General features: G+C 63.9%; 12 protein-coding genes. 3 read left to right on the forward strand and 9 right to left on the reverse strand.

Features of this window, described 5'->3' with window-relative positions; genetic code table 11:
• Window positions 1-25 precede the first annotated feature (25 nt).
• From VGR99_RS17460 to VGR99_RS17475, 4 genes are all read right to left on the reverse strand, one after another.
• Entirely contained in the window at window positions 26-1,033 is a 1,008-nt protein-coding gene (locus VGR99_RS17460; RefSeq protein WP_326899927.1) for a class I SAM-dependent methyltransferase, read from the reverse strand.
• 140 nt (window positions 1,034-1,173) lie between these two features.
• Window positions 1,174-2,970, reverse strand: coding sequence for a tetratricopeptide repeat protein (locus VGR99_RS17465; protein ID WP_326899928.1), 1,797 nt, complete (start codon window positions 2,968-2,970; stop codon window positions 1,174-1,176).
• A 390-nt stretch (window positions 2,971-3,360) separates the two neighbouring features.
• Window positions 3,361-3,528, reverse strand: coding sequence for a 50S ribosomal protein L33 (gene rpmG, locus VGR99_RS17470; RefSeq protein ID WP_007603295.1), 168 nt, complete (start codon window positions 3,526-3,528; stop codon window positions 3,361-3,363).
• A 208-nt stretch (window positions 3,529-3,736) separates the two neighbouring features.
• Window positions 3,737-5,062 (reverse strand): LLM class flavin-dependent oxidoreductase, encoded by a 1,326-nt coding sequence (locus VGR99_RS17475; RefSeq protein ID WP_326899962.1) that lies wholly within the window; start codon window positions 5,060-5,062, stop codon window positions 3,737-3,739.
• Between the two features lie 326 nt (window positions 5,063-5,388).
• Here VGR99_RS17475 and VGR99_RS17480 point away from each other — a divergent pair, with 326 nt between their 5' ends.
• Entirely contained in the window at window positions 5,389-5,931 is a 543-nt protein-coding gene (locus VGR99_RS17480; RefSeq protein WP_326899963.1) for a hypothetical protein, read from the forward strand.
• Here VGR99_RS17480 and VGR99_RS17485 read toward each other — a convergent pair.
• The 4 genes from VGR99_RS17485 to topA are packed head-to-tail and all read right to left on the reverse strand — an operon-like array spanning window position 5,928 to window position 12,256.
• Entirely contained in the window at window positions 5,928-6,677 is a 750-nt protein-coding gene (locus tag VGR99_RS17485) for an NUDIX hydrolase (protein ID WP_326899964.1), read from the reverse strand. The genes VGR99_RS17480 and VGR99_RS17485 overlap by 4 nt on opposite strands.
• Window positions 6,678-6,709: 32 nt before the next feature.
• Entirely contained in the window at window positions 6,710-7,147 is a 438-nt protein-coding gene (locus VGR99_RS17490) for a DUF983 domain-containing protein (RefSeq protein ID WP_326899966.1), read from the reverse strand.
• Window positions 7,141-9,492 (reverse strand): ribonuclease R, encoded by a 2,352-nt coding sequence (rnr, locus tag VGR99_RS17495; RefSeq protein WP_326899967.1) that lies wholly within the window; start codon window positions 9,490-9,492, stop codon window positions 7,141-7,143. The genes VGR99_RS17490 and rnr overlap by 7 nt, the downstream gene beginning before the upstream one ends.
• A gap of 19 nt (window positions 9,493-9,511) precedes the next feature.
• Window positions 9,512-12,256 carry a type I DNA topoisomerase gene (topA, locus tag VGR99_RS17500; protein ID WP_326899968.1) on the reverse strand — a complete coding sequence of 915 codons (2,745 nt, stop codon included), beginning with the start codon at window positions 12,254-12,256 and terminating at the stop codon, window positions 9,512-9,514.
• 227 nt (window positions 12,257-12,483) lie between these two features.
• On the opposite strand from topA, the gene VGR99_RS17505 reads away from it, so the two are divergent.
• Together VGR99_RS17505 and VGR99_RS17510 are read left to right on the forward strand one after the other, a co-directional pair.
• A complete protein-coding gene (locus tag VGR99_RS17505; RefSeq protein WP_326899969.1) occupies window positions 12,484-12,723 on the forward strand; it encodes a hypothetical protein in 240 nt (79 codons plus the stop codon).
• A gap of 306 nt (window positions 12,724-13,029) precedes the next feature.
• Window positions 13,030-13,263 carry a hypothetical protein gene (locus tag VGR99_RS17510; protein ID WP_326899970.1) on the forward strand — a complete coding sequence of 78 codons (234 nt, stop codon included), beginning with the start codon at window positions 13,030-13,032 and terminating at the stop codon, window positions 13,261-13,263.
• Between the two features lie 68 nt (window positions 13,264-13,331).
• Here the strand turns inward: VGR99_RS17510 and VGR99_RS17515 are convergent, their stop codons facing one another.
• Window positions 13,332-13,799, reverse strand: coding sequence for a helix-turn-helix domain-containing protein (locus VGR99_RS17515; RefSeq protein ID WP_326899971.1), 468 nt, complete (start codon window positions 13,797-13,799; stop codon window positions 13,332-13,334).
• Window positions 13,800-13,931: the final 132 nt, after the last annotated feature.

The following is a 13,931-nucleotide window of genomic DNA, read 5'->3' on the forward strand; positions in this document are numbered from 1 at the left end:
CCGACGCGGAAACGCGTGCGGGCCTCTACGAGGCTTTATCAATCTTCACCCAGAGTGCACTGCCCAGCTTCGATGCGTTCCTGGCGGCGTATGCCCATGCCGGCAAGCGTGTCGGTGAAAGCGCAAGTGCAAGCAACGCCTGCGTCATCCGCTGCACCTTGCTCCGCGGCAAGCCACGCACGAACTCGCCCACGCTACCGGGCTTCTCCGCCCTGCATAGAAAGCTGTCTGTGATGTCTTGCTGAAGGAATGTCGCGAGATTGAACGGTTCTTGCTCGCACTTGCTCAATTGCAAGCCCTGTCGCCGACATAAGGCCTCGAACGCCGCAATCGTCCACCGGCCAATATGGTTTGGCGGCATGTCCAGGAGCGATCCATGACGCTCCATATAACATGTTCTGACGTCATTGGGGACGGCAATGATGACGGTGCCGTGCGGCTTCAGAAGGTACTTCAATCGAGCGAAAACATCCTCGACTCGATCCATGTGCTCGAAGACCTGAAACATGAAGATGATGTCGAAGGTTTCCTTCAGGGAATCGAAACCGCCTTCTCTCAGATCGACCGAAAAGGTTTTGTAGCCCTTCGATTGCAGTGTGCGGAGCGCCGTCTCGTTGTAGTCCAGGGCATGGATATCGGATGTGTGGAAGAACCTGTCCTTGATGAGATCGAGAAAATAGCCAAATCCCGCCCCGACATCGATGATGGTTTTTCCGGCCGTCGTCATGCCGTTGAGCTCTTCGATCGTCCTTGTGTACTCCCATTTCGTGGTTGGATAAGAGGGGTGCGGCGCGGCCAGATTATAGAAGTCAGCGCCGCCCGCGACGAACGGATCTGCAAAGCCGAATCCGCAATCCGCGCATCTTCGGACATCGCAGGTGTTGCGACCCCAGAGACGTGACAGATAATGCGTCAATTCCCGAAAGCGATCCGGATACTGGCGTGGATTGACGAATGATCGCGAGGCCTGATCTGCAGTCACTTCGAACAATTTCGCAGTTGAAGCATGGCCACATGCGGGACAGGTGCTCATCTGCTGATTTCTCTCAGGGTCTCCGGCCTCGACGAGAATGGTCCAGTACAAATTGCTCTGTCATCATTCAAATGACGGCCCCGAAAGGGATGATCAGTCCCGCAAGAGACCCGTTCATGTTCCTGAACGGCCCGCGACGATCAGGCAGGCAACAGCGTCGCCTGATCGTGCCTTGACCGCGAGGCGGCGACCCGCCCCTCGAGCTCGCGGCGAATGTCGTCCACCACGCTGGCCCAGTCGCCGCGCTTCGGTTGCCTGAACAGACGCATCGACTGATACCACGGGCTGTCATTGCGGTTGAGCAGCCAGCGCCAATCGGGATTGAAAGCGACCATCGTCCAGACCGGAATGCGAAGCGCGCCGGCGAGGTGAACGACGCTGGTGTCGACCGAGATGACGAGATCGAGACAGGACATCAGCGCCGCGGTCTCGATGAAATCGGTGAGGTGCGCCGTGAGGTCGACGAGATCTGGATGTTCGGCGAGGAAGGCCTGGTCCTGATCGCGGACGCCTTTCTGCAGGCTGACGAGCTGGACGTCGCAATCGAGGAGGGGCGCGAGCGCGCACAGGGGCATCGATCGGTTGTGATCGTTCTTGTGGTCGGGATTGCCCGCCCAGACCAGACCGACGCGGAGGCGCGTGCGGCGGCCAAGCCGGTTGTCCCACGCCGTGACGCGCGCAGTCGGCGGCGCAGGAACGTAGCCTTCCGCGAGCGGGATCGTGTCGAGCCGCGTCCCGAACGCGAGCGGCAGCGTTCCAAGCGGGCAGTGCAGGTCGAACGCCGGCGATGACGATCGGCCGACACACTCTGCGACGCCGGTGATACCGCCCAGGAGCTGCTGGATCGGAGGCTCGACCTCCAGGATGACCCTGGCACCGAGCGCGGCCACCATGGGCACGTAGCGGGCGAACTGGATCGCATCGCCCAGTCCCTCGTCGGAGTGAAGCAGGATGGTCTTGCCTGCGAGCGGCTGGTCGCCAAGCCAAAGGGGCTGCGCGAAGCCGCGATCCACCAGGCCGGCGGACGGAAGTTGCCACCGCGCTTCGCGCGCAAGCCAGCCGCGCTCGAAATCTCCGGTCAGGAGCTGCAGCGTCGCCAGATAGAACCGCGCCTGCGGATCGTTCGGGGCGACGGTTAGGGATTTTTGCAGGGTGGCGACAGCTTCATCCAGCAATTGCAGATGCATCAACACCACGGCCTTGTTGTTGAGCACGGCGTGAGAATCCGGGCGAAGCGCCAGCGCCCGATCGAAACAGGCAAAGGCCTGCTCCAGTCGGCCGGATCGCCAATGCAGCAGGCCGAGATTGTTGTGCGTCTCTGGAAGGCGAGGGTCCAGCGCGATGGATTTTTCGTAGTCGGCCGCGGCGTCCTCGAACCGTTTCAGCTCCGAGAGGCAAACGCCGCGCATCTGATACAGGGCTGCGGAGTTTCGATTCAGCTTCTCGGCGAGGTCGAAGCATTCGACGGCTTCCGCATGCCGGCCGAGCTCGAGCAGCAGCATGCCGCAATTGTGCGCGGCCTCCCAATATTGCGGATTCAGCTTGAGCGCCTGCTGCAGATGCCGCGCAGCCTCGTCCCTGTGGCCGAGCTGCCAGAGCAGATTGCCGAGGTGGTTCCAGAGGCCGGCATCATCAGGCTTGAGGGTGAGGGCCTGGCTGTAGCGTTGCCGCGCATCCTCGAGCCGGCCCTGCCGCTCCAGCACCGTGGCGAGGCTCAACAGGTACTCTGCCTTGGGAGCCTTCTGGATCGCGCGGGCGATCCATTCAACGGCGGCGTCGGGCTGCTGCGCGTGAAAGCAGAGCACGCCGAGCAGATGGAGCGCATCAGGATGCTGCTCGTCCAGCGTCAGCGCCTGCTGGCAGCAGAGCTCGGCCTCGGCAATTCGCCCCGATTGAAAATGCGCAAAGCCGGCCTGGCAGATCGCTGCCGGCGTCATCTTTCCGGATTGTTTCGCCGCGACCCGGCGCTCTCTGCGATTCATGAACGGTTGGAAATTGCCGCGCCCCGGGCTGACGACTGAGAGCGGTGGAAGCCGTAGCAGCCTCGCAATCGAAGGCAGCGAGGCTGCTCCTTCTAACCACGCCAGGATTTCGCGAGGCTGGCGGCTAGCGCATCGTCTAGGCTGCAGCGCCTCCGGGAAGGGCCAGCGGCGTCAGCCACACTCCGTCATTGCGAGCGCAGCGAAGCAATCCAGACTGCCGCCGCGGAGGGATTGCTGGATTGCTTCGTCGCAAGAGCTCCTCGCAATGACGACGTGGAGGCAGAGGGGCCAAAATAAAACGGGGCCCTAGAGGGCCCCGCAAAAGTCTTCAGCTCATCCGCGATCTTACTTGATCTTGGCTTCGCGGAATTCGACGTGCTTGCGCGCGACCGGATCGTACTTCTTCTTGACCAGCTTGTCGGTCATGGTCCGCGAATTCTTCTTGGCGACGTAGTAGAAGCCGGTGTCAGCCGAGGACACGAGCTTGACCTTGATGGTGACCGCTTTGGCCATGTTCTGAACCTCAGAATATCAGGGGAATCTGGAGCCGGCCAAACGGCCCGCGTTGGCCGGCAACCTAGCCAGAAACCGCCTGATGTCAAGGTTTCGAAGCGTTTTCGAGCGAAGTGGGCACCGGTTCGCGTCAAGAAAACGCGTCAAAAACAATAATCTAGAGCCCCGATCGGGGCTCTAGGGCGGAAAACCACTCAAATCGGCCCGATCAGGCCTCGAAGAAGCGGTTTTTCGGCCGGGGAAGGCCCAGATTCTCCCTCAAAGTGGCCCCTTCATACTCTTTCCGGAAAATCCCGCGCCGCTGCAGCTCCGGGACCACCTTGTCGACGAAATCGTCGAGACCGGCGGGCAGGAACGGGAACATGATGTTGAAGCCGTCGGAGCCGCGCCCGACCAGCCATTCCTCCATCTGGTCGGCGATGGTTTTGGCCGTGCCGATGAAGGCCAGCCCGCCATAGCCGCCGACGCGCTGGGCGAGCTGGCGCACCGTGAGCTTGTCGCGCCTGGCGAGGTCGACCATGCGCTGGCGGCCGCTCTTGCTGGCATTGGTCTCCGGGATCTCCGGCAATTGGCCATCCGGATCGAAGCCGGAGGCATCGGTGCCGAGGATGACGGACAACGAGGCGATGGCACTGTCGTAATGTACGCGGCTGTCGAGCAGCGCGCGCTTCTCCTTGGCCTCGTCGACGCTGTCGCCGACCACGACGAAGGCGCCGGGCAAAATCTTCAGATGTTCAGGATCGCGGCCGATCTTCTCCATGCGGCCCTTGATGTCGGCATAGAGCTTTTGCCCGTCGGCCAAACTGCCGCCGCCGGTGAACACGGCTTCCGCGGTTTCGGCCGCGAGCTGCTTGCCGTCCTCGGAGGCGCCGGCCTGCACGATCACCGGCCAGCCCTGCACCGGGCGGGCGATGTTGAGGGGGCCGCGCACCTTCAGATATTTGCCGTTGTGGTCGAGCACATGCATCTTCGACGGCTCGAAGAAAAGGCCGCTCTCGACGTCGCGCACGAAGGCGTCGTCGGCGAAGGAATCCCACAGGCCCGTGACGACGTCGTAGAATTCGCGGGCGCGCTTGTAGCGCTCGGCATGCTCCATGTGGTCGTCGAGGCCGAAATTCAGCGCTGCATCCGGGTTCGAGGTGGTGACGATGTTCCAGCCCGCGCGGCCGCCGCTGAGATGGTCGAGCGAGGCGAAGCGGCGGGCGACGTGATAGGGCTCGTCGAACGTGGTCGAGCCCGTCGCGATCAGGCCGATGCGCTCGGTGACGGCAGAGAGTGCAGATAGCAGCGTGAATGGCTCGAACGAGGTCACGGTGTGGCTGCGCTTGAGCGCATTGACCGGCATGTTCAGCACGGCGAGGTGGTCGGCCATGAAGAAGGCGTCGAACTTGCCGGCCTCGAGCTTCTGGATCAGCGTCTTGATGTGACCGAAATTGAAATTGGCGTCGGGCCAGGCCCCGGGATAGCGCCAGGCGCCGGTGTGGATGCTGATCGGGCGCATGAACGCGCCAAGCTTGAGTTGCCGTTGTGCCATCGCGCGCCCTTGGTCCGTTCCGGGTGTGGTTCGGAAAGACATAGGGACGGTGGGGAACTTCGCCATTGGGGGAGGCGGGAAGAATCTTTTGTTTTTCGGTGCGTCCTCAGCACGTTCTCGTCATTCCGGGGCGCCGCGGAGCGGCGAGCCCGGAATCCATTGGGCCGCGGAAACTGGCGAGGGATGGATTCCGGGCTCGCGCTTCGCGCGCCCCGGAATGACGGAAGAGTGACCCCTTCGAACCAATCCGCCGCTCGCACCGACCAAGCCAGGACCTTTAAGCTAAGTCCTTCAAGCCAAGACCTTCGCTCCCGAGGAGACCTTTGATGGCAGGCGCAATGACCGTGGACGGCGGCATCGTCCGTATCGACCGTCCCATGCCCTGGGTCGGCCGGCTGCTGTCGTTGCCGCTGCTGGCGGCGAGCGGCTATCTCTTGTGGAACGTCGCACTCGGCCTGCGCCAGGATTTTTCCGGCTTCGGACGGCTCGCCGATGATCTCGTACCGGTGCTGGTGTTCTCGGGGCTGGGACTGCTGGTCGGCATTCCCGGCATCATCCTGCTCACCTACCGCTATTTCGTCGTGCTCAACGAGACGCTCCGGCAGATCGTGATCACCAGGCAGTTCGGGCCGCTGAACTTTCGCAGGCGCCGCGATCTCGCCGACTATCACTTCATCAGCATCACCGACGACTATGATGCGGACCTGACGACCTACGACGTCAATCTCTGCGGCAACAGCGGCATCGAGCCGATCACGCTGGTGAGCTTTACGCGGCGCGAGGAGGCGGACGAGCTCGCAAGCGAGATCGGCCGTGTCCTCAAGCTGCCGGCGCGCGATTATGTCGGCACCGAGCCCGACGCTGATTAGCCCAAAATATCCTTCTGCATCTTGCCGCCGTAGAAATGGAAGAACGGCACCGGCGCGTCGTGGCGCAGCGGGCCGGTGGCAAGACGGGTGTCGAGCTCGTTGAGCACGTTGCGCGTCATCGGATGCAGATCGGCGAGCGGCTTCGAGCCGAGCTCGACCCAGACCAGTTCGACCAGCTCGGCATCGGCGTGGATCACGCCGTCGACGCGATGGGTGATCGCGGAGGCATCCGCGGTGAAGAAGCGCGTGTCGAACCGCTTGACGCGGCCGGGCGGGGTGATCGCGCGCGCGATCAGGAACAGGCTGGAGGGATCAGGCAGCAGGCCTGCATCCGCGAACGGCTTCCACGCGCCCTCAAGCTTTGCCTTGCCCTCGGTCTTGCGGCCGAGACAGAGGCCGGTCTCCTCGCAGGCTTCGCGGATCGCGGCAATCGCGAGCGATTTGGCGCGCGAGGCCGGCGTCTTCGGGCTGCCCTTGGCGAGATTGGCTTCCAGCTCGACGGTGATGGGCGCCGCGCACGGTACGCGGTAATCGTCCTTGTCGACGCGGCCGCCGGGGAAGACGAACTTTCCGGGCATGAACACCACCTTGTCGTGGCGCTTGCCGACCAGAACCTTTGGAATGCTGCCGCTGCGATCGACCAGGATCAGTGTCGCGGCATCCTTCGGGCGGAAATAGGGATGATGGTCGGCTTCCTTGCCCTCGTGGATTTTGGCCTTCTCGTTTGCCTGCGACGTATCCGTCATGTCCTCACCCAAACCGTTTTTTGATTATTTGCTTAGACCGGCGGAATACCATCCGGCGGGTTCTCGTCAAAGCCGTGCATGCGCAGAGCCCATTGCAGGCCGACCACAGCTCCCTTCACCGGCTGCAGCAGGGCGAGCGATGCGAAGAAGGTGAAGGGCAAATAGGCCGCAAAGCTGAGCCAGACCGGTGTGGTGTAATTGGTCTCGATCCAGAGGATCGTGGGCACCACGATGTGGCCGACGATGACGATGACGAGATAAGCCGGCAAATCGTCGGCGCGGTGCGGCGTGAAATCGAGGTCGCAGACCGAACAATTGTCCGCGGTCTTCAGGAAGGCGCGAAACAGCTTGCCCTCGCCGCAGCGCGGGCAGCGGCCGCGAAAGCCACGCTTCATCGCCGTCCAGACGTCCCGCTTCTCGACGAGGCCGGTCTCGCGCGTCCAGATTTTTGGGGCCGTGCTTGTCACCATGGCTTGCCCTTCTGGCCCTTGCCTTTGCCCTTGTTCTTTCCTTTGGCCTTCTTGCCGGGCTTTGGCTTGGGCGGCTTGCGTTTTTTATCCGGGCTGCGGCCGGGATGGGCCTTGATCGAGGGGCGGCGTTGCGGACCAGGCTGCCTGCGGTCGCGCGGCGCGGTCTCGCTGGAGGACGACAGCAGCTCGAAACGCAGCGCGCCCGCGATGGGAGCCGCTTCGATCAGACGGACGTCGACCACGTCGCCGAGCTGGTACATGGTGCGGCTGCGCGTGCCGACCAGGGCGTGACGGCTCTCGTCATAGTTGAAATATTCCGTGCCAAGGGATCGGATCGGGATCAATCCGTCGGCGCCGGTCTCGGCGAGCTTCACGAACAGGCCGGCGCGCGTGACGCCGGAGACGCGGCCCTGGAAGCTGGCGCCGATGCGGTCGGCGAGGTAATGGGCGATCAGGCGGTCGACGGTCTCGCGTTCCGCCTTCATCGCGCGCCGTTCGGTCACGGAGATATGGGCCGCGACTTCGCCGAGGCTCTCCGGCGTCTCGCTGTCGGGCAGGGCGCCTTCGCCGAGGCCGAGCGCACGGACCAGCGCGCGGTGCACGACGAGGTCGGCGTAGCGGCGGATCGGCGAGGTGAAATGCGCGTAGCGGCGCAAATTCAGGCCGAAATGACCGTAGTTCTCGGAGGAGTATTCCGCCTGCGCCTGGGCGCGCAGCACGACCTCGCTGACCAGCGGGTAATAGTCGTGGCCTTCGAGCTGGGCCAGCACGCGGTTGAACAATGTCGGGCGCAACGCGCCGGATTTGGCGAAGGGGACGTCCAGCGTCTCCAGGAATTCCGACAGCGCGTGGACCTTCTCCAGCGTCGGCTCGTCGTGCACGCGGTAGATCAGCGGGAGCGATTTCTTCTCCAGCATCTCCGCGGCCGCGACGTTGGCGAGGATCATGAACTCTTCGATGAGCTTATGCGCATCGAGACGTTCCGGGACCACGACACGGTCGACCGTGCCGTCGCTCTTGAGCAGGATTTTTCGCTCGGGCAGATCGAGATTGAGCGGATCGCGCTCGTCGCGGGCGCGCTTGGCGCAGGCGTAGGCGGCGTAGAGCGGCTTCAGGATCGGATCGAGCAGGGGGCCGGTGGCGTCGTCAGGCCGTCCGTCGATCGCGGCCTGCGCCTGCGCGTAGCTCAGTTTCGCGGCCGAGCGCATCAGGATGCGGTGGAACGTATGCGAGCGCTTGCGGCCGTCGGGGCCGAGCACCATGCGCATCGCGAGCGCGCCGCGCGGCTCGCCCGGCACCAGCGAGCAGAGATTGTTCGAGATGCGCTCGGGCAGCATCGGCACGACGCGGTCGGGGAAATAGACCGAGTTGCCGCGATCGAGCGCGTCACGGTCGAGCGCTGAGCCCGGCCGAACGTAGAAGCTGACATCGGCAATGGCGACGTTGACGATGAAGCCACCCTTGTTATTGGGATCATCATCTGCTTGCGCATGCACCGCGTCGTCGTGATCCTTCGCATCGGGCGGATCGATGGTGACGAGCGGGACGTCGCGCCAATCCTCGCGCCCCCTGAGGTTCGCGGGCTCAGCGGCTTCCGCCTCGCGCTCGGCGGAGGAGGAAAATTGCAGGGGAATGTCGTGGGCGTAGATCGCGATCAGGCTGATCGCTTTCTCGGTCTTGACCGAGCCGAGCTTCTCTTTCACGCGGCCCGAGGCGAGCCCAAAGCTGCGTGTGCGGACGATGTCGACGCTGACGAGGTCGCCGTCCTGCGCGTCCTTGGTGTCGGCGGGGGCGATGTTCAGCTCGCGGTCCGCAGACTTCTTGTCGACCGGGATCAGCCGTCCGCCGCCTTCGGGCAGGCTGCGGAACACGCCGAGGATGCGGCTCTTCGCCTTGTCGAACACCTTGATGACGCGGCCGCGATAGGGTGGCCCTTCGGCCTCGTTGGTCGGCTCGACGCGCAGCAGTGCGCGGTCGCCGACGCCAGCGGCGGTGCCGGGCTTGGGCCGGCGCGGCATCTCGATGATGATCTTCGGCGGCTCGCCGCTCTCGACCTCGTCCCATTCGGTGGGGGAGGCGATCAACTCGCCGTCGCGGTCGCGGCCGGTGATGTCCGCGACCAGTGTCGGCGGCAACGTGTCCGGCTCGGACACCTTGTGGCGTTTTTTCTTGATGGTCCCGTCGTCGGCGAGCTCGCGCAGCATGCGCTTGAGCTCGACGCGATCGGCGTTCTTCAGGCCGAACTCGCGCGCAATTTCGCGAGTTCCCACCTTTCCTGGATTTGCCTTGATGAAGGCGACGATGGCGCTCCGGTCGGGAAAGCCATGGTCATTCTTGCGTTTCACTTAACCTCTAATTCTTGATCTAGGTCTTGCCGGCACTCTTCTTGGCCGGAGCCTTGCTGGCGGCGGACTTGGTCGGCGACGTCTTTGCTGTCGATGGCACCGCGGCGCGCGCCTTGCTGGTGGATTCAGTTTTCGATTTGGCCGCTTTCTTCGCGGCCGGTTTCTTCTTCGGCGCGGCGTCGTCGCCGTCCGCGGCCTTCTCTGCAGTCTTCTTGGCCTTGGCCGGCTTGGCCGCCTTCTTGGCCTTCGCCTTGCCGCCGCCCTTGGCCGCGCGCTCGTCGATCAGCGCGATCGCCTGTGCCACCGTCACCGCGTCCTTTTCGAACTCGGCCGGGATGGTCGCGTTGACGCCGCCCGCGGTGACATAGGCGCCGTAACGGCCGCTCTTCACGGTGATGGTGCCGAGCGTCGGATGATCGCCGATCGCCTTGCCGGGATCGGCACCGAAGCGCCGGCTCGGGCCCTTGGCGACCTTCTCGGCGATCAGCGTGACCGCGCGGTTGAGGCCGATGTCGAAGACCTCGTCGCCGCTCTCGAGGCTCGCATAGGTCTTCTCGTGCTTCACGAACGGCCCGAAGCGGCCGAGGCCCGCCGTGATCGGCTGACCGGTCTCCGGATGCTTGCCGATCTCGCGCGGCAGCGACAGCAGTTTCAGCGCAAGCTCGAGCTCGATATCGCTCGGTGAGGTGCCTTTCGGGATGCCTGCGCGCTTCGGCTTCTCGCCTTCCTCATAATCCTTCTGCTCGCCGAGCTGGATGTAGGGACCAAAACGGCCGGCCTTGACCCAGACATCGCGACCCGTTTCAGGGTCCTGGCCGAGCGAACGATCGGCGGTCGCCTCGCTGTCGGCGGCGAGCTGACGGGTGTAGCGGCACTCCGGATAGTTCGAGCAGCCGACGAAGGCGCCGAACTTGCCGGCCTTCAGATTGAGCCGGCCGTTGCCGCAGCTCGGGCACTGCCTGATATCGCCGCCGTCGGCGCGGGGCGGATAGATGTGCTGGCCCAGCATGTCGTCGAGCACGTCGAGCACCTGCGCGACGCGCAGATCCTTGATGTCGTCGACGGCGCCGATGAAGCCGGTCCAGAAATCCTTCAGCACCTGCTGCCAGGAGATCTCGTTGTTGGAGATGCGGTCGAGCTGCTCTTCCAGAGAGGCGGTGAAATCATACTCGACGTAGCGGGCGAAGAAGCTCTCGAGGAAAGCGACCACGACGCGGCCCTTGTCCTCGCCATGCAGGCGTTTCTTCTCGAGCTTGACGTAGCCGCGGTCCTTCAGAACCTGCAGGATCGAGGCATAGGTCGAGGGCCGGCCGATGCCGAGCTCTTCCATGCGCTTGACCAGCGAAGCTTCCGAGAAGCGCGGCGGCGGCTCGGTGAAATGCTGGGTGACGGCGAGCGACTGCCGCTTCAACGCGTCGCCCGAGCTCATCGCCGGCAGACGGCGGGAATCTTCGTCCTCCTCGTCGTCGCGGCCTTCCTGGTAGAGCGCGAGGAAGCCATCGAACTTGACGACCTGGCCGGTGGCGCGCAGCTCCAGCGTGCGGGAGCCCGCCTTCGCCGTGATGTCGACGGTGGTGCGCTCCAGCTCGGCCGATTCCATCTGGCTCGCAATGGTGCGCTTCCAGATCAGCTCGTAGAGCCTGGCCTGGTCGGTATCGAGCTTGCGGCCCATGGTGTCGGGACGGCGCGAGAGGTCGGTCGGGCGGATCGCTTCGTGCGCTTCCTGGGCGTTCTTGGCCTTGGCCTGGTACTGGCGCGGTGCGTCCGGCACGTAGGCGTTGCCGTAATCCTCGCCGATCACCTTGCGCGCCTGGGTGATCGCCTCGGGCGCAATCTGCACGCCGTCGGTACGCATATAAGTAATGAGTCCGGTGGTCTCGCCGCCGATGTCGATGCCTTCATAGAGGCGCTGGGCAATGCGCATCGTGTGCGCCGGCGCAAAGCCGTATTTGCGGCTGGCTTCCTGCTGCAGGGTCGAGGTGGTGAAGGGCGCCTGCGGATTGCGGCGGGCGGGCTTCGCGTCGACCGCGGTGACGGCGTAGGCGGCTGCCTCCAGCGCCTTCTTGAAGTCTTCGGCTTCGGCGCCGCTGCCGACGTCGAGCCGCTGGATCTTCTTGCCGTCGGCACCGACGAGGCGGGCCTCGAAGGCGTCGCCGCGCGGCGTCAGCAGGGTCGCGATCAGCGACCAGTACTCACGCGGCACGAACTTTTCGATCTCGAGCTCGCGGTCGCAGACGAGGCGCAGCGCCACCGACTGCACGCGGCCGGCCGAGCGGGCGCCGGGCAGCTTGCGCCACAGCACGGGGGAGAGGGTGAAGCCGACGAGGTAGTCCAGCGCACGGCGCGCCATATAGGCGTCGACCAGCGCACCGTCGATCTCGCGCGGATGCTTCATCGCGTCCGTGACGGCCTGCTTGGTGATGGCGTTGAACACCACGCGCTCGATCTTCTGATCCTTCAGCGCGCGCTTCTCTTTCATCACCTCCAGCACGTGCCAGGAGATGGCCTCGCCCTCGCGATCAGGGTCGGTCGCCAGAATCAGGCGGTCGGCACCCTTCAGGGACTTGGCGATATCGTTGAGCCGGCCGGCCGCCTTGGGGTCGACCTCCCAGATCATCTTGAAATTGGCGTCGGGATCGACGGAACCGTTCTTCGCGGGCAAGTCGCGGACATGGCCGAACGAGGCCAGAACCTCGTAGGACGAGCCCAAATACTTGTTGATCGTCTTGGCTTTCGCCGGCGACTCCACAATGACGATATTCATGTAGTTCCAGTGACTTACGGGAAAATCTTGGGCCGAATTCGACAAGATTCGGGTCGGCCGTTTCGAACCGAACATGGGTGGTGAGGCGGTCCCTGTCAAATCGAGGGGTGTTGAAAGCCCGCCAAATGGGAAAAGTTTCATATCGAGAAAGTTGCGAAATACCACCTTGGAGTTGTGGCCGGTGTCGGCGTAGAGTTCCTCCGGGGCATGGATTCGGGTGGGGTCTGGTGACAAAGCCAGGAAAGAAACGAGCGCGCGCCGCGTTGGGCGCGCGGGGAGGCTCGCGCAACGAGGAACCGGGGGAGGGCGGCGTCGATGAGGCCGTCGCCTTCATCGCCGAGCAGGTGGGCGCATTGCGCAAGCTGGCCGAGCGCCACAAGCTCGATGTGCTGCATTATCTATTGGGCATGACCAAGCTGGAAGCCGACGAGCATCTGCGCCTGCGGAGCAAGCGCAAGCTGTCGTGAGGGCTGGGGTCTTCTGCGTGCCGTCATCCTGAGGCGTGAGTGGCGCGATGCACAGCATCGTGCCGGGAGCCTCGAAGGATGCACGGCCGGGATGCCGCTGCACTTGGGCCGAAGAGGCGGGCACCTCCAGCGACAATGGCTTCGCCATTGCGCGGGGGTGACGGTCAAGGAGCCACGTGCGCTGATTTAAGGTCGTCATCGACATGCGGTCCGTCGAACGGGCATCCCGTTTCGGCGGATAAATTGCATGCCTGGAGGAATTACGCCCGTGGTAGATTGGTTTCGCGAAATTGGAGGTTTGCGGAGATGTCAATCAAGCCGCTTCCATTCGTCGGGACGGATTTGGCGCGCGCCCGCCATATCCTGAAATCGTGGGGGTCGCTCAGGCGGCTGACAAGCGACGAAACCGATGTTGTCGTACGCATGATTGCGCAGGGCCTCGCGGAGGGCAGGAAGCTCGGCTTCGAGCTGGCCGTTGCCGAAGGGGCGACCGCAAGCAAGGCCGATGTCGACGAACTGACGGACGCTGTCCAGGCGTAGCTCGGATTCCCGCCGCGGGCAAAGCGGTCCCGGATTTCGCTGCGCTCCATCCGGGCTACGCAAGGCCGCTAGGCCGACCGCCGGCGCGGTGCCGGCCGCGGCTTCAGCGTGGTATCTGCCGGCGTAAGCAGCCGTCCGTCCTCGGCGTGCATTTCCAGCTTCTTCACCGGGCGGCCCTTTTCGCGGTCGACCAGAATGGTCGCGATCTCCTCGGGGTGATCGTCGTACTCCTCGCACCATTGCCGCAGCGCCACCAGGATCGGGAAGGTGCCGCGGCCCTTCGGCGTCAGTACGTATTCCGAATAGGCGCTGCCGTCGGAGGCAGGGGCGGTTGCCAGGATGCCGTGGTCGACCAGCGAGCGCAGCCGGGCTGACAAAATGTTCTTGGCCATGCCGAGCTTGTTCTGAAACTCGCCGAAGCGGCGCAGGCCAAACAGCGCCTCGCGGATGATCAGCAGCGACCACCAGTCGCCGATCGCTTCCAGCGACCGCGCGATCGGGCAGGCATCGCCCTCGAAGCTGGTTCGTTTCACCATCGCCTTGTCACCATCGCTGTGGCCTTTCGCGATCGCCCGATGGGGCGCCGATCACGCGCTTGTGTGGTTGCATCATAAAACCATTTGCCCTAGATGGCAACGTAGTTTCATTATGCAACCACTGGAGGCGAG

This window comes from Bradyrhizobium sp., from assembly GCF_035935975.1.
Classification (GTDB): Bacteria; Pseudomonadota; Alphaproteobacteria; order Rhizobiales; family Xanthobacteraceae; genus Bradyrhizobium.

Coding starts and splice junctions, on each gene's coding strand:
- VGR99_RS17460 (WP_326899927.1), bottom strand. CDS start 1,033: ATGAGCACCTGTCCCGCATGTGGCCATGCTTCAACTGCGAAATTGTTC.
- VGR99_RS17465 (WP_326899928.1), bottom strand. CDS start 2,970: ATGACGCCGGCAGCGATCTGCCAGGCCGGCTTTGCGCATTTTCAATCG.
- rpmG (WP_007603295.1), bottom strand. CDS start 3,528: ATGGCCAAAGCGGTCACCATCAAGGTCAAGCTCGTGTCCTCGGCTGAC.
- VGR99_RS17475 (WP_326899962.1), bottom strand. CDS start 5,062: ATGGCACAACGGCAACTCAAGCTTGGCGCGTTCATGCGCCCGATCAGC.
- VGR99_RS17480 (WP_326899963.1), top strand. CDS start 5,389: ATGGCAGGCGCAATGACCGTGGACGGCGGCATCGTCCGTATCGACCGT.
- VGR99_RS17485 (WP_326899964.1), bottom strand. CDS start 6,677: ATGACGGATACGTCGCAGGCAAACGAGAAGGCCAAAATCCACGAGGGC.
- VGR99_RS17490 (WP_326899966.1), bottom strand. CDS start 7,147: ATGGTGACAAGCACGGCCCCAAAAATCTGGACGCGCGAGACCGGCCTC.
- topA (WP_326899968.1), bottom strand. CDS start 12,256: ATGAATATCGTCATTGTGGAGTCGCCGGCGAAAGCCAAGACGATCAAC.
- VGR99_RS17510 (WP_326899970.1), top strand. CDS start 13,030: ATGTCAATCAAGCCGCTTCCATTCGTCGGGACGGATTTGGCGCGCGCC.
- VGR99_RS17515 (WP_326899971.1), bottom strand. CDS start 13,799: ATGGTGAAACGAACCAGCTTCGAGGGCGATGCCTGCCCGATCGCGCGG.